We start from the raw sequence: 25,555 nt of genomic DNA on the forward strand, positions 1-25,555 counted from the left end.
TATGAGTATACTTAGAACAGAAAAACTGCAGGCGGGCTATGAGCAGCATACGGTTTTCCAGGATCTTGAGTTTGCTGTGAAAGAAGGGAAAATCACCACGATTATTGGTCCAAATGGTTGTGGTAAATCAACACTATTGAAAACCATGGGACGGATTCTTAAACAAAAGGCAGGAACCGTCTTTTTATATAACCAGGATCTAAGAAGCCTTGCTACCCGGGAAATCGCTAAAAGACTCACACTTCTTCCCCAAAATCCAGTGGGACCTAATGAATTGACAGTAGAAGAATTGGTTACATACGGGCGGTTCCCCCATCTCAATCAAGGACAAAAAAGTTCAATAGCTGATCAAAAGGCCATTGAATGGGCTATGGATATTACCAAAACGATTTCTTTTCGGCATCGGGAGCTGGGCAGTTTGTCAGGAGGAGAACGGCAAAAGGTATGGCTGGCGATGGCATTGGCACAAGAAACCGCAATTCTTCTATTGGATGAACCGACTACCTATTTGGATATGGTGCATCAATTAGAAGTGCTGAAGATTGTGCAGCAGTTAAATCGTCAGAGGCAGTGCACCATTGTTATGGTGCTGCATGATATTAACCGCGCAGCCCGTTTTTCTCACGAGATTGTTGCTATGAAGGAGGGGCATATCGTTGCATTGGGCAGTCCTCAGGAAATGATCACGCCAGAAGTATTAAAACAAGTTTTTTGTATCGATGCCAGGGTGATGCTTGATCCTCGGGATGGAGTACCTGTTTGTTTTAGTTACGACAATCTGCAGACAGAGAAAGAAACAATAGGAGGAGAGGCATGAAGGGAACGCTGATTCTTATCACTTTTATGAGCAGCGAAATCTGTATTTACCTGCCGCCATCCTATGACATGTATGAGGAGCATTTTCCCGTTGTTTATCTGCATGATGGCGGTTACCTGTTTCGCGACTGTCTGAGTGAGTTAGAAGAAATGATGATTGAAAAAGAACTGCGGGAGTTTATCTTTGTAGGCATTAAACCGGATAATCGCAATGATGAGTATAGTCCTTGGTTTGCGAAAGCGGTAACAGCAGGATTTTCTGACTTTGGCGGTCAGGGAGCCCAGTATCTTGCTTTTTTGGTAAAGGAGCTGAAACCGTACATCGATGAGAAGTATCGTACGATAAGGAATCCGGAAAATACAGCAATTGCAGGTGCATCTTTTGGGGGATTGATTTCGATGTACGCGGCGTACCTGTACCCCGGGGTTTTTGGCAGGATCGCCTCTATCTCAGGCTCTTTTTGGTATGCAGGATTTATTGCGTTTATGCGTGCAGCAGATATTGTACATCGCGGGCGTAGGATTTACATGGACGTTGGATCATTAGAGGGGACGAAAAAAGATAACGAACAAAGAAACATGGTCGCAAAGAATCAAGAAGCTTATGCGATTTTATTAGATAAAGGGTTTTCTCGGGAATACTGCCAATTTGTTACCCACGAAGGTGGGGACCATGGGCACGCCTTCTTTCTGAAGCGTTTTCCAACAGCATTACAATGGTTATTTCCCATAAAGATGACCAGTTGCTCTAAAAGATAGAGCAGCTGGTCATTTTTTGTTTCAAGGTAGATATTTTTACCATAGCAGAATGCATATGTTTTGTAGGTCAAAAATATCGAATGTTATGAACCACAAAGGCACAATGCCGCCGTCCGCGGCACACAAAGGAGAACACAAAAAATATAAATAAAATCCTTAGTGTACTTTACGAAAGAGAGCCGGGAAAGAAGAATTGAACCGCAGAGACGCAGAGCGCGCAGAGAGGTATTCTTTAATCCTATTAATTATTTCTCTGTGTTCTCTGCGCCTCTGCGGTTCTAATGTGTTTTATATATTTTAAAGGACGCATAAGGATTTTCTTAAGAAAGCGAAAAGCTTCTCTTCGGCTATGCCAAAGGTAGTTCTTTCAGAGCTGCGCAAAAATCCAACTTCTAGATCCAGATTCAAATCCTGTACTATTTTTACTGCCGTACCAGCAGGAGCTGGTGTGACGGTAGCTGCGGGAACCAGGGCAATGCCATGATTTGCTTGGACATAATACTTAAGTGCAGCTAAACTGTTGATTTCAAGTGTTGAGTAAGAAGTGCCTATTTTTTGTAATAAAATGGATAGCTTTTTTCGGAAAACACATTCTCGAGAGGTAACTAAAAATCGCTCTCCTTTTAAATCCTGTATCGTGATTTTTTGTTTTACTGCAAGGGGATTCATGGAAGGAACCAGCAATACAAGGGGCTCAGAAAATAAAGGATCAAACGTTAAGCCAGAGCTGGTTGTTGGTACAGAGGAAATAGCAAAGTCGATTTCGCCTTTTAGAGTGAGTTCCGTTAAGGTGCAGGTATTTCCAATTTGAATTGATATTTGTACTTTGGGATGGCGTTCCATGAAGGCAGCTAGAATGTTAGGCAATCGGAAACTTGCAGCAGGTTCTATGGCACCTATTAAAATCGAACCAGATTCTCCGAGGGTGATATCGCTCATAGTACTTTGTAATTGATCGACGTCTCGTAGGATATGGGCGGATTGTTCGCTGCAGATTCTTCCTGCTTCTGTCAGACGAAAGCTTTTCCCCCGTTCAAATAAGGTAACTCCCAAATCTCGCTCTAATTTTTGAATTTGCATCGTTACAGTGGATTGTGCATAGCGAAGCTCTTGGGCGGCTTTTTGGAAGCTTCCCAGCTTTACAATCGTTAGGAATGTTTTGAGTCCTCGTAGATCCATATTTGTTATCACTCCAATATTGATAGTTCAATAATATTGATATAATTATTCTCTTATTTCAATTATACAGAATTAAAGAGATGTAGTACAATGAAATTAGAAAATTACTAGTACTTATCTGCGTTAAAACTATAGATAATTTAGCCAGGATTTTTTGACCTGCAAAGCGGAGGAACCGCGCAGATCGGGAATCACGCAATGTACTAGGGGTGGGGGAATGATGTATGACAGGAATAACGTTACAGGGGATACGAGATGCTGCACATGATTTCACAAGGAACAGTCCAATGAATACGATTGCAGAGTTAGATTCATTGCAGCTTTTTGATGCGCCGCTGATTGCAGCAGCAGATGCCTTTGACCCATTATTTACAAAGTTAAAGGAAAAAGAGGTTGTAGGTCCGCAGCATCTAATGCCCCAGGAGTGGTTAGAAGGTGCCAAGTCGGTTATATCTTACTTCCTGCCCTTGACGAAAAGAGTCCGTGAAGCGAATCGAAATCTAGGGGTGGCTGCTCGGGAATGGATGTATGGACGCTATGAAGGAGAGCAATTCAATAACTCTTTGAGTAACTATTTAGTAGAGTTTTTAGAAAGCGCTGGAATGAGAGCCCTTGTTCCCGTTATGGATTCTCGTTTTAGTGTGGCCAATCGCCGCAGTAATTGGTCAGAACGGCATGTTGCCTTTGTAGCTGGTTTAGGAACCTTTAGCCTGAATCGGTCATTAATTACAACTCATGGTTCCGCAGGCAGGATTGGCAGTATCATTGTAGATGTTATCATTGATCCTACTGAGCGGCAGTATACTGCAATTGATGAACATTGCATCAAATGTGGTGCTTGTATCTTGCGCTGTCCTCCTTTGGCGATCAATGAGCAAGGTAAGGATAATGCAGTTTGCTCAGATTACCTTGATCGCGTATTGGCGCGCTATCGTCCCAGATACGGCTGCGGAAAATGTCAGACCGCTGTGCCTTGTGAAGCGCGTATTCCCCGCGTACAAGCAAGTTCTATGTCTGTAAACAGATAATAAATCAAATAGCACTATTAATAAAAATACTAATGTTAGACAACATTTAAACAACAAAAATATATAGCTTTATAAAAAAATTGAACCGCGAAGTCGCGAAGCAGTACGAAGAACAGGTCGAGATATGTGTATTCTCTATTCTTCGTAGTCTTCGCATCATTGCGGTTCAAAAATTTTTTATATAATTGGTTTAATTGCATATAGTCAAATGCAGTTCAAAGAAATCCTTTCGATACAAAATATAGGATGGGAAAAAGTTGTACCTTCTCACGAGGGGTTAGGAGTGAGCACCAATGAGAATTAATAGCGCCATTGTGGAAACGAATAAGGCTGCGAGTCAGAAAGATAATGTGTCAAAGAAGAAGCCGCTATCACTTGTTCCTAATAGAGAGACAAGTTCTGCAAATTATGAAGATGCTGTCAAGGTTGAAATGTCTGAAGATACAAAGAATAAGGCTGATATACCGGCGCAAACATTGAAAAATATGCAAAATGGCGTATCCTTGCTGCAAGCTGCGGATCAAGATTTAGATAAAATTCGCAGCATGCTTGAGCGAGGAAAAGAACTAGCTGCTCAAGCGGCTGATTCTCAAGACGAAGCTGAAAAGGAAAGGCTTCAAAATGAAATTAATAGTATAAATCATAATATTGACAGCTATAAAACCACTTACTCATCAGATCCGAATAATGAAGAGATTATGACTGCCTTAAAAAGTGATTGGTTAGAAGTAGCAGAAGATGTCATAAAGGAGCGTTATGGATTAGTCGGCGATGGAGCAGAATTACAGATCGTGCTGGATGAAGATTCTGTGCCTTATCTTGCTGCGATCATGTACAATTACGACAAAGATGGCAAAGCCATTAACCAGACCATGCATATTGCCGTTAAGAGCGCACTTCCGGCTGCTTTGCCTAATGGGGGAAGAGACCCGGGGCAGTACGACGATCGCGTTATTACTCATGAGATGGTTCATGTGCTCATGGGGCGGACAATGAACTTTCAGGCGATGCCTAACTGGTTTAAAGAAGGAACTGCAGAGTTTATCCATGGCCCTAATGAAAGGGTTGCTGGTGATTTAAAGCGTAGTGGTGGAGGTATGAAAGGCGCAACAGCGCTTCAAGATGCTTTGGGGGATGGGACCAATAATTCCTGGGCGAATACGAGTTTAAATTATTCGGCAGCTTCCATGGCAGTACGTTATTTACATACGAAAATAAAAGAAGATGGCTATAGCGGCGGCGTAAAAGATTTGTTAACGGATCTAAAGTCCAACCCAACGGAAAGCCTTGATCAAGCTTTGAACAATGTCTCTCGTTATTCTAATGTGAAAGATTTTGTTAATGATTACGTTAAAAATGGGAACGGAGCTGCATTTATCCATAAGCTTGATGTAGCGGGTGAATTTAAAGCTTCTCTAGCTGGAGGCGATACTGGAGCTATAGGAGGAGCTACTGTTGATGGTGGTCCTGTTCAGACGGCAGAATCGGTAATTCCTGATATCAATCATCCGACCGAGACACCGCTGGATAACTTCCGCGTTATCTGGCCAACTCGCAGGGAAGATCAAATTCCATATCAAGCAAACAAAGCTGCTACGATTGATAGTAGTACGGGGAATTACACACCTTTAAAAGTGGATAGCCATGTTCTTGGTACAGATCAAGTAGATCTTGTTAAGCATTCCGATGCAGCCAGCGCAGCTTTTGATAAGGCCATATCCTATATTACGGATAAGCAAGCGCAACTTGAGGAAATAAAAAATAAACTGAACAGTCAAGAGAGTGTGATAAATGAGAAGGTAAATCCTTCGGCAATAGCAGATTCCCATATGGTCAAAGAAGAGGTAGAACAAGTGAAAACAAGCCTGAATGGTACAAATGCTGCGGCTGTGTCGAAGATAACAACACTGCAGCCTAAGAGAGTATTGCAATTACTGAAAAGCAGTTAAATAAGAAAATACAAACTCCTGCAAGGAATGAACTTGCAGGAATTTGTATGTAAAATGAGAAATAGAATAGAAACAGAGATTTTCTAGAAAGATAAGGTTATATAAAATGTAAAAATGAAGGTGAACCATGAAAGTTGCTATATTAGTCAGAGAAGAAACCATGAAGCGTTGTACAGGTAAAGGCTGTCTTAATGCCTTCTTTCAAAGAAAGGATGCTTTTGCCGGATACGAGGGCGATATTGAGCTTATAACTTTTTCTCATGCTGACGGCGATATCGATCATAAGATTGAGACGATGATCAAAAATGGCGTCGATGTGGTGCATTTGTCTACCTGCATGCGGGGGAAAGCCGCTAATTATGAGGCATTAGCAAAGCGTCTAAGCGAGCATTTTGATGTTGTAGGATATACCCATGGATCAAAAGAAGGCAAGGGGCAAGAGACAATCATTATGAAGAAAATTACTAAGTAAAGAAAATATAAGATGTTATGAACCACAAAGACGCAAAGGACACAAAGGGTTTATTATATTTTTTGTGTTCTCCTTTGTGTGCCGCGGCTAGCGGCATTGTGCCTTTGTGGTTCAATTTGTTTATTGCAGAATTTTGACAATCTCACAGTTTTCTGATAGGATAAACCAATTGAATTTGGAATCCTGTTTGTGTTGCATGGGGGGGATGACTGTGAGTCAGTTATCGTTATTTAAACTTGCCTGGCCGATATTTTTGGAATTATTTCTGATTACGTTGGTAGGGTTTGTAAATGTATTTATATTGAGTAAGTATGACAGTGTTGCTGCGGCAGCTGTGGAAGCTACGATTCAAATTCTATGGAATTTTCTTTTGGTATTTGCCATCATTTCCATGGGAACCTCGGTTTTAGTGGCGCAAAATGTAGGGGCCAAACGACCGGAAGAAATTGATAAAGTGGCTGCTGTATCTCTGCTATTTAATGCGATTCTGGGCGGGATAGCCAGTTTGGTGCTAGTCATTGGCGGAAAAAAGATGTTGATGTTTATGGGAATTGCTGATAATTTATTATCCTATGCTCATACCTACTTGCTCCTGGCAGGTGGTTTTATTTTTTTTGATGCGATGCTGTCATCGGCTGATGCCATACTGAAAGGCTTTGGGAAAACAAAGCAGTGTCTTGCGATTACCGCTTTTATGAATATTTTAAATTTGATCGGTTCCGTAGTACTGGGGCTTGGGGTGGCAGGAATTCCGGCGATGGGGGTTTATGGTGTTGGGATTGCGGCTGTTTGCAGTAAAGGAATTGCAGTGTGCTCTGCCTTGGTATATTTATTTACTAAGCTGCTTAAGCTTGATATCCTGCGTCATTTACTTCAATTTCCTAAGACGCAATTGAAACAATTATTGAAGATTGGCTTTCCGGCTGCAATGGAAAACATGTCTTATAACATGAGTCAGACGGTGCTCATGACCATCATTATTGTCCATTTGGGCGCCGATGCGTATATTACTCGCACCTATGCCTGGTCCATTATTAAAATGGCCTTCCTATTTTCTTTAGCTATTGGACAAGCCAATATTATTATGATCGGGCAATTGGTGGGTGCCAGAAAATTTGAAGAAGCAGAGAAAGCTGGAATGCATAATTTTTTGATTGCCTTTGGTTCTGCCTGGATCATTGGCGGTATGTTGTTCTTATTTAGGTATCATCTCATAGGGATATTCACCACGGATGCAAAGATTATCGCTCTTGGTGCCCTGATCTTTGCAATTGATGCTCTTCTAGAGCCGGGACGAACGTTTAATATTGTCTTTATTTATGGTTTGCGGGGAGCTGGAGATGTCAATTTCCCTGTGATCGTTGCCATACTTTCCATGTGGTCTGTTACCATCGGGCTGGGTTACTATCTGGGAGTCATTTTAGGATTTGGTCTGCCGGCGATTTGGGCTCTGATGCTTGTCGATGAATGGCTGCGTGGAATGTGTATGTTATGGCGCTGGAAAAGCGGTGCATGGAAGGCCAAGATCATGGTATAAGGAACTTGGCGGTATCCTCCAGTTTCAACGGAGATTTCTTTCGTGGTCCGCCGAATTCTGTCATGTACTTCCAGTAACGCTTTGGCATATGGCTCATGCGGCATTTAGGGTTATGACGGCCTTGTATTTCGATGGTATCGTAGAAGAGCTGCCATAGTTCCCGGTAGGATTGTTCTTGTTCATCCGGTTCAGGCAGTTCAAGATCCTCAATGGAAATAATGGCTGACTGGTAAGGCTGATAAACCAGTGCCATGCCATGGGTTTTATCATAGATTAGAAAACGCTCTTCTGGATAACGTTCACTAAAATGCTGTGTCATCAGCGGCAGTACGTAATTCTTGGGCTCTATTTGGGCAACCAGAATATTGCTGAAGATGGAAAAGCGTACAAATCCTTTCAGCAGGTGACTTTCGTTGTCCAAATGCTTTACTGCCTTAAAAAGGATGTTGACTACATCATTGGCCAACATACTCATTACGGATTGGCCATGGCGGTAGCCTAAACGCAGGAATAAAAGGATGTACAATTCTTTTTGTGTAAAGCAGGTTAAGAAGGCGCGGCGTATAAAGTTCAGAGCATCGAATCCCATTTTTTCTGGGATGGAAGCCAGCACTCGGCTCGACTTTTGAACATCGGTCCGAATTTCTTTAACGGTAAAAAGCAACGTCTGAGAGGTATCCGGCAGAATGATTTCTGTCGGAATTTCTTTTTTATCATAGCTTTCAAATACGCAGCAGAGCAGCCCGTCAAAGCTTCCGTCATAACGATAAATCAGATTGGATTGGTCAAACATCTTTGAAGATCCTCCTGTGGGAATCCAGATGGTATCATGGGTGGTTGTTCAAAAAGGGAGAGCTGCTTGATCTGTGATTGAAGCGGGAAACTCTGGTGATACATACCCAAGGTTTTCTCTGACATTAAAGACTGCAGTACTTTATCCTGGGTAATTTTTAAACCGCCTGTGACTTTACCGCCACAAGTAATAAAATACTGTGCTCGCTTTAGTACAACTCCCAGTTTCTTTAGATCATTGAATTGGAGGGTAGCTGAGCGGCGGGCAATAACAATTCGTTTGGCGCTATTTACTCCAATGCCCGGCACCCGCAGCAAGTCACTGTAGGGTGCCCGGTTTACATTCATAGGAAAGAAATCCATATGATGGAGTGCCCAATTGCATTTGGGGTCTAAATAGGGATTGAAGCTTTGGTGATGCTGATCTAAGAGCTCATTTGCCGTGAAACCGTAAAATCGAAGCAGCCAATCCGCTTGATAAAGCCTATGTTCGCGCCAAAGAGGCGGAGTTGTATCTAAGGTGGGCAGCAGGGTGTTTTCGGCTACAGGCATATAGGCAGAAAAAAACACCCGCTTTAACTTATATTTTTTATAAAGACCTTCTGTTAAATTCAAGATCTGAAAATCAGTATCTGGCGTAGCACCGATAATCATTTGGGTGCTCTGACCGGCAGGAACAAACTTTGGCGCATGGCGATATTTTATGACATCCGTGGAATTTTCTTGGATGCGATTTTGAATGTATTTCATAGGCGCTAAAATAGAATGCTTTGACTTGTCCGGCGCCAGCATCTGCAGACTACTCTGGGAAGGCAGTTCAATATTTACACTCATGCGATCGGTTAGCATGCCCAACTGGGCAATGAGACGGCTGTCTGTTCCAGGGATGGCTTTCGCATGGATGTACCCGAAAAATCGATATTCCTCTCGCAGGATGCGCAATGCCTCAATCATTTGCTCGGTGGTATAGTCAGGATTTTTCAGTACGCCAGAACTCAAGAAAAGCCCTTCAATATAATTGCGTCGATAAAAATTGATGGTCAGTTCTGCCAATTCCCGTGGTGTGAAAGACGCTCGAGGAGTGTCATTTGACTTACGGTTTACACAGTATTTACAGTCATAGGCGCATACATTGGTCATCAGTACCTTTAATAGTGAGATGCACCGACCGTCTCCTGAGAAGCTGTGGCAGATGCCGCTGGCCGCTGCACTGCCAACTCCTCCGGCAGCCGCCTTTTTATTTACTCCGCTGGAGGTGCAGGCCACATCATATTTGGCTGCATCGGTCAAAATTTTCAGCTTGTCAAAAACATCCATGTGCATTAACTCCTTTAAATATCTTCATTATATTGTAGAACATATGTTTGGTTTTTGCAAAGGGATTTTTAACATACGACCTATTCTGCGCTTTTTTCTTACGAGTTGAATATAGTACCATGTAGAGACTTTTGATGGAGTGATTTGCATGGGATATTTTATTGAAGTGGAGCCAAACGTTAATCTTTATGTGGAAGATGTTAACCCGGGAAGCTGTAAGACCATTGTATTTATACATGGTTGGCCTGCCAATCATAGAATGTTTGAATATCAATTTGACCAACTCCCGGCAATGGGCTATCGCTGTATCGGAATTGATCTTAGAGGGTTCGGCAATTCGGATAAGCCTTGGGGAGGCTATGACTACGATCAATCGGCAGATGACATTCGATGTGTGGTTGAAGCCCTTGGTTTGGAGAATTTTGTACTTGGAGGACATTCTACAGGGGGAGGCATTGTGATTCGCTACATGGCCCGCCACAATGGCTATGGGGTAGCAAAGCTTGCCCTTTTTGCAGCTGCAGCTCCAAGTTTGATTCAACGTCCGTATTTTCCGCATGGATTAAGGAAAGAGGACGTAGATAAAATTATTCAAGATACACTAGATGATCGTCCTAAAATGCTTAGGGGCTTTGGAGAAATGTTTTTCTTTCAGCATGTAACCCAGCCTTTCTCAGACTGGTTCTTCCAATTAGGATTACAAGCAGCAGGCTGGTCTACTGCTGCAGTTGCGAACTCGTGGCTAGATGAAGAAAGGCTCTTTTCCGATCTTGGAACCATATGCGTTCCTACATTAATTCTTCATGGCATTCATGATAAAGTTTGCCTGTTTCCATTGGCTATTGCACAACATGAAGGAATTAGAAATTCTAAACTTGTACCCTTTAAATATAGCGGTCACGGATTGTTCTATGACCAGCGGGATAAGTTCAATAAGGAATTGGTGCAATTTGTGGAGGAATGAAATCTTTTAGCATTTGAATAGACAGCTGTGAATGCGTAATGCCCCTTGGTCAGTGAGTGACCAAGGGGCATTGACTAGCCTACTGTGTTTATTAATGTTCCCAGACCAGTAATTGATAGTTCCAGTTTGTCTCCAGGCTTCAAAAATACAGGAGGTGTTGAATAGGCTCCAACGCCGGCGGGGGTGCCGGTAGAGATAATATCTCCGGGTTCAAGAGTGATGCCAGAGGAAATCGTACTGATAAGTGTTGGAATGTCAAAAATTAGAGAATTCGTGTTAGCATGTTGTCTTAGCTCGCCGTTTACCTTTAATGTTACCGTTAGGTCATTGACCGAAGGAACGGAAGTTTTGTGAACAAGGAAGGGACCCATTGGTGCTGTAGTATCAAGACTTTTGCCGCGAAACCACTGCTGGTGACGCTTTTGTAAATCCCGTGCCGTCACATCATTAAGAATGGTATAGCCAAATACATAGTCCATTGCCTCTTCTTTGCTAACATAGGAAGCCTTCTTCCCAATGATTACAGCCAGTTCTACCTCATAGTCCAAAGCACTTGTAACTTGGCTATGACTGTTAATGATGTCGCCAGGACCAATTACCGTAGTGGGAGCCTTGGTAAAGATAACTGGATATTTAGGGATGGCCACACTCGGGTCGGCGCTTTTGTCACCCTCCATAGCGTGTTCGGCATAGTTTTTGCCAATGCAGAAAATATTTTTGGCAGGACGAGGAATTGGCGCTACAATCCGGATGTTGTCCGGTGACAGCAGAAATGGAAGATCGCTTTGTGCTTCTACTGATTTCACGATCGACTTGACTCGCTGTAAAGCTAATTCACCTTGCTGAATAAGAGAGAGTAGCGTAGTCGGCAATATGGTTTCACCATAAAAATGATGCTCGGCGGCCAGCAGAGGAATGATCTGTTTCTGATCTGCTGTCAAGAGGCCGATTTCTTCTTGACCGTTAGATTGATAAGTTAAAAAATGCATGCAAGTATCCCTCCTCTTAAAAAATAGTATACAAAATTTAACATAATCCCATTTTACAGTTTTGTCAATCACTATATGAGAAAAATCTAAAACGTTATTCTCATTATTAGGGAAATGTTTCATAGTAAAGCAGCTCTGGTAAAATAAAAGCTTTTGTATGCTCGGGGAATAGAGGCTTCACCTTTGTCCCTGACGAAGTTTATAGATAGTAAGTAGGAATAAGTAGAGTGGTTTTTTAGGGGAATTTATGGAGGGGGATTTTTAATATGAAAATTGCAATCATTTCACCAATTGCATGGAGGACGCCGCCGAGGCATTATGGTCCTTGGGAGAGAGTCGTTTCGTTATTGGCAGAGGGACTTGTGAAAGAGGGGATTGATGTAACACTCTATGCAACTGGCGATTCATTAACCAGTGCGAAGCTTCGTAGTGTGTGCAAAGCGCCCTATGAAGAAGACAAAGAACTGGATGCTAAAGTTTGGGAATCTTTGCATATATCCGAAATCATGGAGCAGGCAGATGAATTTGACATCATACATAACAATTATGATTTTTTGCCTCTAACCTATAGCGGTCTTATAAAAACACCTGTTATAACAACGATACATGGATTTTCCTCGCCTAAAATTATGCCTGTGTATAGAAAATATAACAAAAAAACCCACTATGTTTCTATTAGTAATGCGGACCGGCATGAGGATCTGGATTATATAAGGACTGTGTACCATGGTATTGATATAGAAAAATTCACATTCAACAAAGAACAGGGCAGTTATTTAGTTTACTTTGGAAGAATACATAGGGACAAGGGAACTTGGGAGGCAATACAAGTTGCTAAAAGAGCAAAAATGAAGCTGGTTATTGCTGGTATTATACAAGATAAGTCCTATTACGAAAATGATGTAGAGCCATATCTTAATGATGACGTATGCTATATTGGCTCCGTAGGTCCTGCAGAAAGAAATAGAGTTCTGGGTAATGCATATGCGCTGTTACATCCCATTCATTTTAATGAACCTTTTGGTCTTAGTATTGTGGAATCAATGGCATGCGGAACACCTGTCCTTGCATTTAATAAAGGTTCGATGCCTGAAATTATTCAGGATGGCGTGAATGGGTTTATTGTGTCTGATGTGGAGGAAATGGCTGAGAAAATTAAAGATGTCAGAAATATTTCACGGGAAGTCTGCCGCAAAACGGTTGAATGCAAATTTACACAGGAGCAAATGGTAAAACAATATATTGAGGTTTACAAAGAAATATTAAAAAAATTATAGTTAATAAGGAATAAAAAGTTCTTGGGCATTACAAATAGAGGATTAATTTATGCATATGTTCTGCTATAAATCAGAATATTGTTAAAAAACGTTCAATAGAAGTGGATGATTGTTTATTCAGGAAAAACGATTATTTGACGGAAACGATTATTTGTAGTACAATAAAGCATAAATCGTTTGAACCTACTGTCTGACGATTAGTAACAATACCATATTGTGTTTTAACCGCCACGGGATATACAGACTGGGTGTGAGATATCACACTTGCCGGCAACGCGCCGAATATCCAAACGTAGGGGGTTTTTTTTATGGATAAAAATAGGTTTGGCACTCAGTTGGAAAATGATAATCATACATTTATAGAACTGTTTAAGCGGCATCCAAAGAATCCGATTTTGACAGCGAAAGACTGGCCCTATCCTGCGCATTCAGTATTCAATCCAGCAGCCACTATGTTCCACGGTAAAGTATTGTTGCTGGCTCGTGTAGAGGATAGACGAGGTTTTTCCCACCTGACTAAGGCGATTAGTGATGATGGAGTCAGCACTTGGCAGATTGACAGAGTGCCAACGCTGGAATCAGATCCGTTAAATTATCCGGAGGAACGGTGGGGAATTGAAGATCCTAGGATTACTTGGCTTGCTGAACTAAATAAGTGGGCGATAACCTATACTGCTTACTCTCGTCGTGGACCACTTGTAGCGATGGCACTGACAAATGACTTTATCACGTTTGAGCGAATCGGACCGCTCATGCCGCCGGAAGACAAAGATGCCGCACTTTTTCCTCGTCGAATACAGGGAAAATGGGTCCTGATTCATCGGCCAATTACTACTAATTATGTACCAGGTTCTCACATCTGGTTATCATATTCTGATAGTAACTTTACCCATTGGGGAGACCGCCAGGTGGTAATGCACGCCCGTCGAGGTGGCTGGTGGGATGGTGGAAAAATTGGTCTTGCAGCGCCACCTATCGAGACTGCTGAAGGCTGGATACTCTTGTATCACGGGGTGCGCCAAACCGCTTCTGGTTCGATTTACCGAATCGGCCTGGCATTACTGGATCTGGATAATCCGGCAAAGGTATTGCACCGCACTGATGAATGGGTCTTTGGTCCAACGGAAGGGTATGAACGGGAGGGGGACGTTGATGACGTCGTTTTTCCAAGCGGCTGGGTGTTAGACGATAAGACCGGATTGCTTAAAATGTACTATGGGGGGGCCGATTCTTGTATTGCCTTGGCTACTGCCAGCGTAGGGGATTTGCTGGAATATATAAAAAAGTGTCCAGAACCCTTAGATGAAGCGCTTTATTAGTCAGAGTCGTTGCTAAAATCAGACGTTACTCTTCATTAGATACCTAAGCTGAAAATAAAAAGACTATAACATGTGACAATGAGTCTTGAAGAAAGGAAGAGAATAAAATGAATTTTATAAAAAAATTACTAATTTTCACGGGTGAAATATGAAACTATATCACTTTACGACAGAGGAGAATTTGGAACAAATATTGGAGCACGGCTGCCTTAACCAGTCAGGTGGAGGAGTTGTATGGCTAACTAAGAACAAGGAACTAGAAGCGCAGGAATGGTCTGGGGGAAATAATGCTACGATTAGAATCAGCGTGTCACTTCTTAACATATCACATTTTGGTAAGAACGCGCCGCCGCAGAAACTAGTAGAAGGTGCAAAGGATTGGTATACGACATGTCAGCCAATTCCGCAGAAACTATGGATTGATGTTGAATCTCTCAGAAAAGGCCATTGGGGGATTCATAAAGGACTAAGCTATAAAAATAGAAAAATGTAATGACTGATAATGGTCATCAACAGTGGATCTAGAAGACATCTAAAGGTGTTTCAAATTGCTGGTGATGACCTTTTTGCTAAGATGTGCGTACAATGGTGGTTTGCGCTTTGTTGAAATTTGGTACAATCCAAGTTTGTAAAAGTGGATTGATGAATATAACCGTAAATCGATAAGATGCAGCGTCAAAATGAAGGAGATAAAGAAAATGGTTGGAGAAAATAGAATCAAGAATATTGGTTTTTTAAGTACGTATCCTCCTCGAGAATGCGGACTAGCTACATTTACGGAAGACCTAATAAACGAAATTAATAAAATAACATTGGTTAGGCCCAGTGTCATTGCAGTAGTAGATAAGGAAGAGTATACAAATTCAAAGGTACATTATAAATTGAGCCAGCACGATCGTACAAGCTATATAAAGACCGCAGCATGGGCCAATGATAATTTGGATATTTTAGTTATTGAACATGAATATGGGATCTTTGGCGGCGAATGTGGCGAATACATTATTGACTTAGCGAAAGGACTAAAGATTCCTTTTATTGTAACAACACACACTGTATTGCTAGAACCATCTTTGAAGCAATGTACTGTCCTCAGGGAACTAGGGAGGCTTAGCACAAAGGTCGTGACTATGGCGCAAAGTTCCATTTCCATATTGGCAGGGACGTATAGTATCGAGTCAGAGAAGATTGTGTTCATACCTCATGGCGTTCCTAATATGAAGGTTGAATCCCGTGAAAAATTGAAAGCCCGACATGGTTTGCAGAAAAAGGAAGTTATTAGCAGCTTTGGACTCATTAGCCCAGCGAAAGGTATCGAGTATGGAATTGAAGCGGTGGCGAAGGTTGTCCCGGATTATAAAAATCTGATGTATCTGATTCTTGGTAAGACTCATCCATGCGTCAAAGAAAGCATGGGTGAAACATACAGGCAGAGTCTGATGGATTTAGCACAAAGCCTTGGGGTGCAAAATAACATTCAATTTATTGATAAATACCTGACAAAAGAAGAAGTAATTACCTATCTTCACATGTCTGATATGTATCTGACGCCTTATCTATCAAAAGAGCAGGCAGTCAGCGGAACGCTGGCATACGCCATGGGGTGTGGACGAGTAATTGTATCAACTCCATACCGATATGCAGAGGAAATGCTGGGAGACGGTCGTGGAATGCTTAGCAAATTTAGAGATTCTGACTCAATTGCATCATGTATTCGAACGGTACTCGGGAACTCAGCTGGAAAGAAAGCAATGGAGATGAAAACATTGGCAGTTGGTCAGACAATGACCTGGTCTATTGTAGCAAAGCAATATGTTCAGCTATGCGCGGATAGTATTCAACCAGCCCGGCGCTTACTTCCAAAATCCCATCCCCATCTTATGATCGCTAAGCAAAGCGGAATGAGGGCTATATAATGAACCAATTAGGCAACGTCTTTGATGACGCACATATCTTTCGTATGACCGATGATACGGGTATGTTTCAACATACCCGTTACAATGTTCCTGATTTGGCTAAAGGGTATACCACTGACGACAATGCCCGGGCATTAATTATGGCAGTGATGCTTTATGAAACGAGACGCAAGCCCGAATACCTCGTATTAATTTATCGCTACCTGGCATTTATTTTGTATGCCCAGAATGAAAATGGTCATTTTCGGAACTTTATGACATATGGTCGTCAATTCACGGAAGCAGAAGGATCGGAAGAATGCTTTGGGCGCTGCCTCTGGGCTTTAGGATATACGTTGGCTTCACCAGTAATGCCCGGTGGGATAAAGGATGCATGTACGAGTGCGATCACCCGTGCATTACCGATTATTTCTTCTCTTAAATGCCTGCGGGGACAGGCATATGTTCTGATCGGTCTTGGTCTTATCCCAGATATAAAAAGGGATAGCCTTATTCTTAAGCTCGCAGATGCTATTGGAAATTGCTTTGAGCAGTGCTCTGGAGAAAATTGGAAATGGTTCGAAGACAGCCTGACTTACGATAATGGGATTCTGCCGTGGGCTATGTTCGTGGCTTCCTATCAAACAGGGCAGGAACGCTTTCTCCATATCGGGCGTGAAAGTATGGAATTTCTCGACCAAGATGCTTTTCGGGATGGCTTTTTCCGACCAGTGGGTTGCAGAGGATGGCGGATGCGGGGGGCTGAACCGGCATTATATGACCAGCAGCCAGTCGAGGCATCCATGTCCACACTAGCTCATTTGGCTGCTTATAAGGTGACTGGTGATGAATCTATGCTGGAATTGGCCAGACGAAGTTTTGCCTGGTATTTGGGGGAAAATTCTCGCAATGAAAGTTTAATTGATGCAGAAACTGGTGGCTGCTTTGATGGCATTATGGTTGAGGGCTTGAACCGTAATCAAGGTGCTGAAAGTATTGTTGGCTATGCAATCGCTAATCTGGCTTTGGATAATGCAGCATCAGCACCATTGGGGATTCATGACCAATTTTTACAAAATACAGAAGAAGCATCACCGCAATCTAATTGGAGAAGATTGGGGAAAGTTATTTTACCTTCATGGCGTCAAGCCAATCGCAAATAAAGAATATTGGGCGGTAATTCAGCATAAAAAGGAATGTGATGATCCTATGAAAGTCATTATTCTCGCCGGTGGCGGAGGTAGTCGTTTATTTCCTCTTTCCCGTACCCTGTTTCCTAAACAATTTTTAAAACTCAATGGGGAAGAGTCGCTGCTTGCCCAGACCATAACCCGATTTTTGCCTATGGTCAAACCTTCTGACATGGTAGTGGTGACCAATCAGGAATATGTTCATCATGTCCGGACAGAACTCATCCAGGCTAAGGCCCAGGGAGCCCATATCCTGCTGGAGCCGATGGCACGAAATACAGCGCCGGCAGTTGCATTCGCGGCACAATACTGCCTCGAACATTTGGGCTGTCAACCCGATGAAATACTGTATGTAACACCCTCAGATCACATAATCCGCCCGATAGAGACGTTTGCAGCAAATGTTCGCCAGGCCATTGGATTGGCGAACATGGACAAGATTGTGACTCTTGGTATACGACCCAATCATCCGGAAACCGGTTATGGCTATATGCAGGCAGGTACACCTTTTAGCGGTGGCTTTGCCGTTCAATCCTTTCGGGAAAAGCCAGATCTAAAAACAGCAGAAGAATATCTGGCTGCTGGCAACTACTACTGGAACTCAGGTATGTTTGCGTTTGCGATTCAGTGTTTTATGGAGGAATTAGCAGCGTATCAGCCCGATATTTACGAGCTGGTCCAAAGTGGTTTGGACGGGATGAAGGAGAATTTCACCCTAATGCCCAATATCTCTATTGACTATGCAATTGCTGAAAAATCCCAAAAGATGGTGATGCTGCCGATTACGGCGGAATGGAATGATATCGGTTCATGGGATGCAATCTATGACGTGCTCGATAAGGATTTGGATGGCAATGCAGTAAAAGGGGATTGCATTCCGATTGAATGCTCAAATACCCTGATATTGGGACATAGTCGTCTTATTGCCGGCATCGGTCTTGAGGATATTCTGGTAGTGGAGACAGACGATGTTATCGTTGTTGCTAAAAAAGGCGAATCCCAAAAGGTCAAGGATCTTGTTTGTGAACTAAAGGAGAAGGGCAGGATTGAGGCGGACCAGCATACAACCGTTTATCGACCCTGGGGCTTCTATACTGTACTTGGTTCTGGTCCAGGGTATAAAATGAAAAAGATTGTTGTGAATCCCGGTGAAATCTTAAGTCTGCAAATGCATTATCATCGTAGTGAGCATTGGATTGTTATTGGCGGTACGGCAAAGGTCACTATCGGTGTTGCAGAACAAATGGTACATGAAAATGAGAGTGTTTTCGTGCCGCAAACCACTAACCACCGGCTTGAAAATCCCGGAAGGCTGCCCCTTCAGATTATCGAAGTACAGAACGGGAGCTATCTGGGTGAAGATGATATTGTGCGTTTTGATGATCGATATGGGAGATTATGACGTTATTTTAACAAAGCTCGAATTGATAATTTTTTACGGATCAGTATTGCAAAACAACCTCCCAGAGTAGGGAGGTTGTTTTGTATGGAATTGTTACTGCAATGCTTCAGGCAATTCAATGGTCCACAGATACATATTTCGTTCCACTTCCGAGTTTGGCACAATAGCTAGTACCGGATTCGCAACTTTATCTTTGATTTTCAACGTACCATCACTAGTTAAGGTATAGTCGCCAATTTCACTATTTTTATGTTTGCTGTCCTGAAGGCTTAGCATCATTCCAAAATCGTTGTCATTTACAACAACAATTGTCTTTTTATCCGGCAGCAGGGTTAATCCTTCTGCTTTTTCTACATTCCAGCCATTTGCCTTCAAATCAAATAGTAAGGTCTTGGAAGCTAAAGTAACACCAGCCAATTGCTCTTTGTCGGTAGCATACTCAAGCGCTTTTCCGTTAAGTGTGCGGTTGGAAATGTCCGTTGCATTGGCTAAGTCAACTAGGTAAATGCGATTGCGCATTTGTTTGTCTTTGTCAGATCCTTGTTCAATTAGCAGCAATTTGGTGTCAGAGACGGCAAAAATATCGCCGATTTTGGCACCCTTAGAAGACTTGTATGCATCTACGTCAATCGGGTAGGCATACATTTTGGTTTCGCCAGTAGATGGATTAAGCTGTACAATTCGAGTAAATTGAGCTGTTTTATCCGTTTCTTCATTGACATTCAATACGCTTTGTACCGCTGCATAGATCTTTCCATTGGGGGCAACGGTTAGCCCTTCAAAACCACGGTTAGGAATTCGGAATTTTAGGATCTCCGGCAAACCGCTGCCAGGAGCATATTTTCGTAGCAATTTGCCTGTTTTGTCAAATTGAATAATAAATGGACCATATTCGTCGCAAACCCAGAAGTTTCCCTTAGTATCTACGGCAATTCCTTCGGGGTCCAGTCCATTATCATCATAGCCAAGGTCATTCAAATTTTCCCCTAAAGCGACCTCATAGGATGAACCAACAAAGCCAGGGGTAATCGGAAGACCAGTCAATGGCTTTCCTTGGGCATTTTTTAGTCCAATGGTTTCACGGACAGTAACATTGCCGGCTTTTAGTACTCCTACCGCAATCGTGGGTTGAAAATTAGGAGACGGGAAGAACTTTCCGCTAAATGTGCCCTTGTCGTTTTTCACAATTGGGCCATCTGCATTAGGACCACGATCAGAAATCATATAGAATTCTATAGAGCCGTCTTTTCTAACTGATTTGAGGGCAATACCGGAACCAAAGCCTGTTTTAAACCCATTGGGGAAATTTTGTTGATGATTACCTTGGTACTTCACATAGAACTGCTGAGGAATCGATACCACATATTTACTGACCTTTCCATCAGCTGCGGCTGCGATGCCACCAAATAAAATAGAACAACCCATAATTGAAGCAGCAAGAATTAAAGACATTTTTTTATTCAAGTTGCTTTCCTCCTACACTGTTATTTCCGTAAGCTCGTATTACTTATTCTACCAGATTTCACACTAACTTATGGTTAAAAATTTGTTAAAATTAGGTAAATGAGTAAGGTCATCTCGGTGAAACAGGGATAAGTGCAATCAAATCTTCTTTATTGTTGTTTAGAACTTAGCTTTCCCTTACCTTTTTATTGTTGTGATGTATTTTCCAACCGTGGATGAGAGAATACACCACGGGTACGACTACAAGGGTCAGGAGGGTAGAGGTAATAAGGCCGCCAATGATGGCATGGGCCATCGGGGCCCGGGCTTCAGCACCTGGTCCGATGGATAGGGCAATTGGGAGCATGCCGAAGATCATGGCAATGCTGGTCATAAGAATAGGGCGCAGACGGATGCGGGCCGCGTCCACTAGAGCGTCATTGCAGGAAGTGCCTTCCTGCATGCGTTGCTTGGCGAAATCAATCAGGAGAATCGCATTCTTGGTAACCAGTCCCATTAACATCATAATTCCGATGAGTGAGATTAGGCTCAATTCACTACCTGCTAGAAATAATCCGGCCAGAGCCCCTATGACAGCCAAGGGCAGGGCGAGCATGATGGCGAAGGGTTCGCTGTAACTTTCAAATTGGGCCGCCAGAACCATGAAGATAAAGGCTGCCGCTAACACCAGCGCAATGGTCATGCTGGAAAACGAATCATCCATATCCTCGGTTTGACCGGCGCCGCCTACTTGATAGCCTGCAGGCAGTGGGATTTCGTTCATATCCTCGTAGAATTTGTTGTTAAAATCACCAAGGGTGGTTTTCTCCAGGTTAGCTGTTAACCTGATTTCTTTTTGCCGATCATAGCGGTTAATCTCTGACGGACTGGTGGCGTACTTCATGTTAACTACTTGGGACAACGGAATCAGGAGTCGCTGTCCGTCTGTTTTCATTTTTTCACTGGTTAGAAACACATTCTGCAGACTTTCTGGGCTGCTGCGATCCTTAGCATTAAGCCGTAGGTTGATATCCACCCGTTCATCGCCGTCGCTGAACTTGCCAATCACTGTTCCCTGCAATAGCGTTTGCAGGGCGTTGCCGATGGTGGAGGTGGATATACCTAGATCATTAGCTCGTTCTGTTTTGATTGTAATGTCCAGATTGGGACTGCCGGGACGATAATTCGACACGATGTCTCGAACACCGGGAATGGTCTCCATTTTCCGGTGCAGCTGTTCTGCAATCTCACCAAGTGTTTCTACGGATTCGCCAGTTAGGGATACACTGACTGGTTTTCCGCCGCCCTGTTCGAAGTCAGCACGGATACCGGGAATGCTGTTGAGTTTGTTTCTGGCATCACCAATAATTTCGATTTGGGAGCGTTCACGGTTTTGTTTAGGAATCAATGTCACAAACAGATTTTGTTCACCGGCAGCGGTGGTACTGAATACATGCTGTACCTCGGGAAGTTGCTGCAGGGTCTCCACCAGATAGAGTGTTGATTGATCCAGACCTTCAATTGTAGGACCGATCTGAGTTTGTACCTTGACTGTGAATTGAGCCTGGTCGGTATCCGGGATAAAAGATGAGCCCAGATAGGGGAGCAGCAGCATGCTGAGCAGAAACAGTGCTGCGGAGATACCTAATGTTTTTTTGCGATGAAATTGCAATAAGTTGTGCAACATAGAAGCGTAGGAAGTTGCCATTTTTTCAAATAGAGTATTCCAAGTCATCCACCAGCGACCTAGCCTGCCTGTTGCGTGCTGTCCCACGGGTAAATATAAAGCGGCCATCATTGGCGTCAGCGTAAAAGCGATGAATAGAGAAATCAGGACAGCAAAAGCAATGGTCAGCCCGAATTCTTTGAAGAATTGCCCCACAACGCCGGACATAAAACCGACTGGAATAAATACGGCGACAACGGTAAAGGTAGTGGCCATGACCGCCAGAGCAATTTCTTTCGTCCCATCGGCAGCGGCCGTCATCGCCGATTTGCCCAGCTGGCGGTGCCTAATAATATTTTCGATCACCACAATGGCATCGTCAATTAACAGGCCGACAGATAAGGAAAGACCGAGGAGAGACATGCTGTTGATGGTGAAATTGGCCAATTTCATAAAGAAAAAGGTGGCAATAATGGAGGCGGGGATCGTAAGGGCGCTAATCACGGTACTGCGCCAGTCCCCCAGGAACCAAAGGACGGTGATCACTGCAAAAACGCCGCCGACAATGAGATCAAACCATACTTCGTGAATGGATTCTTCGATGCGTTTGGCATCATCCCGCACCATATGCAGCGCTATGCCTGACGGCAGATCTTGCTGAATTCTTTCTAGTGCCGCCTTGACTTGTTTAGCGACTTTTACAGCATTGGCGCCGGACTGTTTGCCAATTTCCAGTCCAACAACCTCCTGACCGTCATAGCGGGCAATGCTTTCGATATCCTTAACAGTATCTTTGACAGTGCCAATTTGTTTATAATATACCGGCGCACCATTACGGATACCCATGACAAGGGAAAGAAAATCCTTAGGATCTTTGAAATTTCCGGCGGTTCGTACCGCTAATTCATTTGTGTTTTCGGTAAGCTTACCTGCTGGAATATCGAGATTTTCCTGCTGCAGGCGCTGGATGATTTCCGGTACGGAAAATCCGAAAGACGCCACCTTGTCCCGATCCAGCAATAATTCGATGCGCCGTTCCTGTAGACCCGTTACTTTCAATTGTCCTACCCCACTGATTTTTTGCAGACGGGGTTTGATCACGTCTTCCACCAGAATGCTTAATTCACGAAGGCTGGCAGCGTCGCCAGTAAAGGCAATCGTGGCAACCGGGGACGCCTTCATGTCATATCGGGCAATGATAGGTTCCTTGATTCCTTCCGGCAGTTCGCCGCGGATGGCACTGAGCTTATCTCGGACGTCCTGGGCTGCCATAGCCGGATCAATGTCCAGATTGAACTCAATGCCTGTTCGGGAATACCCTTCCGATGAAGTGGATTGAATGTGCTTGACACCCTTAGCCTCGCCGACAGCTTCTTCTACCTTCTTGGTTACCTGGGTGTCCATTTGCTCCGGTAAAGCCCCCTCATAGGTAATCATGACGGATACGTAAGGAAGAGAGACATCTGGATTCTCATCGACATTCATGCCTAGATAACTTACGATACCTAGTAAAATCAAAGCCAGAAGGCTTACAGTGGCGAAAACGGGACGTTTAATACTAAGTTCAGGCAAACTCACAGCGTATTGCCTCCTTCCGTCAGCAGGGCATCACCATCTTTAATTTTATCCAGGTTGTCGATTATGACCGGCGTATTTTCCTGCAATCCAGCTGTGATTTCAATTGAATCGCCGATTAGTTCTCCCGTCTCCACAAGGATTTTCTTGGCTTTTTTATTGTCATCTATGTAGACATAATTCAATCCCTTGTGTTTCACGATTGCCTTGTGAGGTACTGCAAGAACCGTTTTGACATCGCCAGTGGACAGCGTGGTCTGGGCAAACATTCCTGGTTTTAGTAGTTGATCTGGATTATTGATTTTGACTTTTACCCGAAACATACGACTTTCATTGCCAGCGGCAGGATTAATTACCGCAATCGTTCCCCTGAATATTTCTCCGGGATAAGCGTCAACGGTAATTGATACATCCCTTCCTAGCTGAGCTGCAGCAACGTCTTTTTGTTCGATATGCACTACGACGTAAACCTGATCCAGCTGTTCCACGGTTAAGAGCGTATTGCCGGGGGAGACGACCTGTCCGACAGTGACTGCCTTATTAGCGATTACACCGGTTACAGGAGTAGTAATTAGCGTATCCTTTGCTTGTTTTTGTGCACTGTTTAAATTGGCGTAGGCATTATCTACTTCAGTGCGGCTGGTAATCAAACGGGCTTCTGTGCTTTCCAGCTGCTGTTTGGTAATGGCATTTTGAGAGTAAAGGGTTTGGTAACGCTGAAAATCCATTTGTGCTGTATGCAAATTAGCCTCTGTGTGGCGGACATTGTTCTCGGCAACTCGTACAGCGTTATTCAGCTCCAGCGGGTCTAGTGTGATCAGCGTTGCACCAGTCTGTACAGCCTGACCATCTTCCACCAGGATTTGCTCCACTTTACCTTGAAAGCGGCTGCTGATCAGGACTGAAGTTAAGCCTTCTACGGTACCGGTTAGTGACAGCACCTGCGGTTTATTAACCAGTCTGGTTGCCGCAGTAGTAACTGCCAGGGGCTGTACGGCGATAACTGCTGTCTGTTGGGAGTTATAGATACGCCAGGCAGTTATACTGCCGATGATAAGTAATATTAGCACGATCATGAGTGTACGAATGTTTTTCGTTTTGAGCATCCAGATTTTCTCCTTTAATGGGTTCATTGTCACAAAAGTACAATGCCGCTGCTGTGGCATACAAAGGAGCACAAAAAGTTGAAATAGAACCCTTTGTGTCCTTTGCGTCTTTGTGGTTCGATTCGTTTTATAAGTTTTTTTACTATATCAATATTTTTAACGCAAGAGAGCCTTCGGATATTCCTAATATCCGCTCTAAAATCACTTCAGCAATTTTGCTTTTGCTGGTAAATAGATTGGGTGCCTCTTTATTATATTGGGATTCCCATAAACAACTAAGGGTGCTCCAAAAAAAGCAAATGGTTTCATCAATAGACTGTACATGCATAGTACCTTCCTCAGTACCTTGCTGAATAACATCTGTTAGCACAGGATTTAAAATCGTATCACTTTGTTTCCAAGTTTTAAAAAGCAAAGAAAATTCCTGCTCTTCCCATAATAAATAAAACACGATATCCGTTTGATCAAAGCGAAAGAGATAGCCGATCAATAGCCTGAGTTTATGTAAGGCTGTAACCGAGGGACCCAAATTTTTTATCTCAGCAGCGAGTTTTGTAGAGTAACGAGCGATAATTGCTTCCAGAATCGCTTCTTTGGAAGGGAAATAATAATAGAAAGTTCCTTTGGCAACACCTGCTTTTTTGACGATATCAATAATCATCGTTTTATTGTAGCCGAAAGCAATGAATAATTCTTGGGCTGCATCAATCAATTCCGATCGCCGGACCTCGGGGTCTTTTATCGTTCTAACGATGATTGTCACCTCCTTAAAATAACTGACCTGGGTCAGTTATTATATTATAAAGAAATATTACCATTGTCAAGAAAAACTATTCTGCAGGAATGCCTATTTCCAGAAATAGATATCCGCCATGGAGCATCG

Annotated in this window: 21 protein-coding genes; 13 read left to right on the forward strand and 8 right to left on the reverse strand. The window is 43.1% G+C overall.

Going from position 1 to position 25,555, the window contains the following annotated elements:
* The first annotated feature begins 1 nt into the window (after position 1).
* Positions 2 to 817 (forward strand): ABC transporter ATP-binding protein, encoded by an 816-nt coding sequence (locus tag JBW_RS00700; RefSeq protein WP_036682146.1) that lies wholly within the window; start codon positions 2 to 4, stop codon positions 815 to 817.
* Positions 814 to 1,575, forward strand: coding sequence for an alpha/beta hydrolase (locus tag JBW_RS00705; protein ID WP_007961055.1), 762 nt, complete (start codon positions 814 to 816; stop codon positions 1,573 to 1,575). The genes JBW_RS00700 and JBW_RS00705 overlap by 4 nt, the downstream gene beginning before the upstream one ends.
* A gap of 297 nt (positions 1,576 to 1,872) precedes the next feature.
* On the opposite strand, the gene JBW_RS00710 is transcribed toward JBW_RS00705, so the two are convergent.
* Complete coding sequence (locus JBW_RS00710; RefSeq protein WP_007961056.1) at positions 1,873 to 2,754, reverse strand: LysR family transcriptional regulator; 882 nt, start codon at positions 2,752 to 2,754, stop codon at positions 1,873 to 1,875.
* 224 nt (positions 2,755 to 2,978) lie between these two features.
* On the opposite strand from JBW_RS00710, the gene JBW_RS00715 reads away from it, so the two are divergent.
* From JBW_RS00715 to JBW_RS00730, 4 genes are all read left to right on the forward strand, one after another.
* Positions 2,979 to 3,782: an epoxyqueuosine reductase gene (locus JBW_RS00715; RefSeq protein WP_007961059.1), complete on the forward strand. Its 804-nt coding sequence runs from the start codon at positions 2,979 to 2,981 to the stop codon at positions 3,780 to 3,782.
* A 293-nt stretch (positions 3,783 to 4,075) separates the two neighbouring features.
* Positions 4,076 to 5,731: a flagellinolysin gene (locus tag JBW_RS00720; protein WP_007961061.1), complete on the forward strand. Its 1,656-nt coding sequence runs from the start codon at positions 4,076 to 4,078 to the stop codon at positions 5,729 to 5,731.
* Positions 5,732 to 5,858: 127 nt separating this feature from the next.
* Entirely contained in the window at positions 5,859 to 6,203 is a 345-nt protein-coding gene (locus JBW_RS00725; protein ID WP_007961063.1) for a CGGC domain-containing protein, read from the forward strand.
* Positions 6,204 to 6,408: 205 nt separating this feature from the next.
* On the forward strand, positions 6,409 to 7,740 hold the full coding sequence (locus JBW_RS00730) for an MATE family efflux transporter (RefSeq protein WP_036682084.1): 1,332 nt from the start codon (positions 6,409 to 6,411) through the stop codon (positions 7,738 to 7,740).
* Here the strand turns inward: JBW_RS00730 and JBW_RS00735 are convergent.
* A complete protein-coding gene (locus tag JBW_RS00735) occupies positions 7,730 to 8,533 on the reverse strand; it encodes a TIGR03915 family putative DNA repair protein (RefSeq protein ID WP_007961065.1) in 804 nt (267 codons plus the stop codon). The genes JBW_RS00730 and JBW_RS00735 overlap by 11 nt on opposite strands.
* Complete coding sequence (locus tag JBW_RS00740) at positions 8,512 to 9,849, reverse strand: putative DNA modification/repair radical SAM protein (protein ID WP_007961067.1); 1,338 nt, start codon at positions 9,847 to 9,849, stop codon at positions 8,512 to 8,514. Before JBW_RS00740 ends, JBW_RS00735 begins: the two co-directional genes overlap by 22 nt.
* A 148-nt stretch (positions 9,850 to 9,997) precedes the next feature.
* On the opposite strand from JBW_RS00740, the gene JBW_RS00745 reads away from it, so the two are divergent.
* Positions 9,998 to 10,813 (forward strand): alpha/beta fold hydrolase, encoded by an 816-nt coding sequence (locus JBW_RS00745; protein ID WP_007961069.1) that lies wholly within the window; start codon positions 9,998 to 10,000, stop codon positions 10,811 to 10,813.
* A gap of 74 nt (positions 10,814 to 10,887) precedes the next feature.
* On the opposite strand, the gene JBW_RS00750 is transcribed toward JBW_RS00745, so the two are convergent.
* A complete protein-coding gene (locus JBW_RS00750) occupies positions 10,888 to 11,874 on the reverse strand; it encodes a fumarylacetoacetate hydrolase family protein (RefSeq protein ID WP_235334106.1) in 987 nt (328 codons plus the stop codon).
* A gap of 194 nt (positions 11,875 to 12,068) precedes the next feature.
* Between JBW_RS00750 and JBW_RS00755 the strand changes: the two genes are divergently transcribed.
* The 6 genes from JBW_RS00755 to JBW_RS00780 all read left to right on the forward strand — a co-directional run bounded on the left by JBW_RS00755 (position 12,069) and on the right by JBW_RS00780 (position 18,882).
* On the forward strand, positions 12,069 to 13,079 hold the full coding sequence (locus JBW_RS00755) for a glycosyltransferase family 4 protein (RefSeq protein ID WP_007961073.1): 1,011 nt from the start codon (positions 12,069 to 12,071) through the stop codon (positions 13,077 to 13,079).
* 308 nt (positions 13,080 to 13,387) lie between these two features.
* The gene (locus tag JBW_RS00760; protein WP_007961074.1) at positions 13,388 to 14,398 is read left to right on the forward strand and encodes a glycosidase; all 1,011 of its coding nucleotides are present in this window, start codon (positions 13,388 to 13,390) and stop codon (positions 14,396 to 14,398) included.
* Between the two features lie 181 nt (positions 14,399 to 14,579).
* Complete coding sequence (locus tag JBW_RS00765; protein ID WP_007961075.1) at positions 14,580 to 14,891, forward strand: hypothetical protein; 312 nt, start codon at positions 14,580 to 14,582, stop codon at positions 14,889 to 14,891.
* 205 nt (positions 14,892 to 15,096) lie between these two features.
* The gene (locus tag JBW_RS00770; protein WP_007961076.1) at positions 15,097 to 16,311 is read left to right on the forward strand and encodes a glycosyltransferase family 4 protein; all 1,215 of its coding nucleotides are present in this window, start codon (positions 15,097 to 15,099) and stop codon (positions 16,309 to 16,311) included.
* On the forward strand, positions 16,311 to 17,453 hold the full coding sequence (locus JBW_RS00775; protein WP_007961077.1) for a hypothetical protein: 1,143 nt from the start codon (positions 16,311 to 16,313) through the stop codon (positions 17,451 to 17,453). The genes JBW_RS00770 and JBW_RS00775 overlap by 1 nt, the downstream gene beginning before the upstream one ends.
* 46 nt (positions 17,454 to 17,499) lie before the next feature.
* Complete coding sequence (locus JBW_RS00780) at positions 17,500 to 18,882, forward strand: mannose-1-phosphate guanylyltransferase/mannose-6-phosphate isomerase (RefSeq protein WP_007961078.1); 1,383 nt, start codon at positions 17,500 to 17,502, stop codon at positions 18,880 to 18,882.
* Between the two features lie 93 nt (positions 18,883 to 18,975).
* Here the strand turns inward: JBW_RS00780 and JBW_RS00785 are convergent, their stop codons facing one another.
* From JBW_RS00785 to JBW_RS00800, 4 genes are all read right to left on the reverse strand, one after another.
* Complete coding sequence (locus JBW_RS00785; RefSeq protein WP_007961079.1) at positions 18,976 to 20,346, reverse strand: esterase-like activity of phytase family protein; 1,371 nt, start codon at positions 20,344 to 20,346, stop codon at positions 18,976 to 18,978.
* A gap of 166 nt (positions 20,347 to 20,512) precedes the next feature.
* Positions 20,513 to 23,569, reverse strand: coding sequence for an efflux RND transporter permease subunit (locus JBW_RS00790; protein ID WP_007961080.1), 3,057 nt, complete (start codon positions 23,567 to 23,569; stop codon positions 20,513 to 20,515).
* The gene (locus JBW_RS00795) at positions 23,566 to 24,672 is read right to left on the reverse strand and encodes an efflux RND transporter periplasmic adaptor subunit (protein WP_007961081.1); all 1,107 of its coding nucleotides are present in this window, start codon (positions 24,670 to 24,672) and stop codon (positions 23,566 to 23,568) included. The genes JBW_RS00790 and JBW_RS00795 overlap by 4 nt, the downstream gene beginning before the upstream one ends.
* A 142-nt stretch (positions 24,673 to 24,814) precedes the next feature.
* Positions 24,815 to 25,435: a TetR/AcrR family transcriptional regulator gene (locus JBW_RS00800; RefSeq protein WP_158453440.1), complete on the reverse strand. Its 621-nt coding sequence runs from the start codon at positions 25,433 to 25,435 to the stop codon at positions 24,815 to 24,817.
* Positions 25,436 to 25,555 lie beyond the last annotated feature (120 nt).

Origin of the sequence: Pelosinus fermentans JBW45 (genome assembly GCF_000271665.2) — a bacterium.
GTDB classification, from domain to species: Bacteria; Bacillota; Negativicutes; order DSM-13327; family DSM-13327; genus Pelosinus; species Pelosinus baikalensis.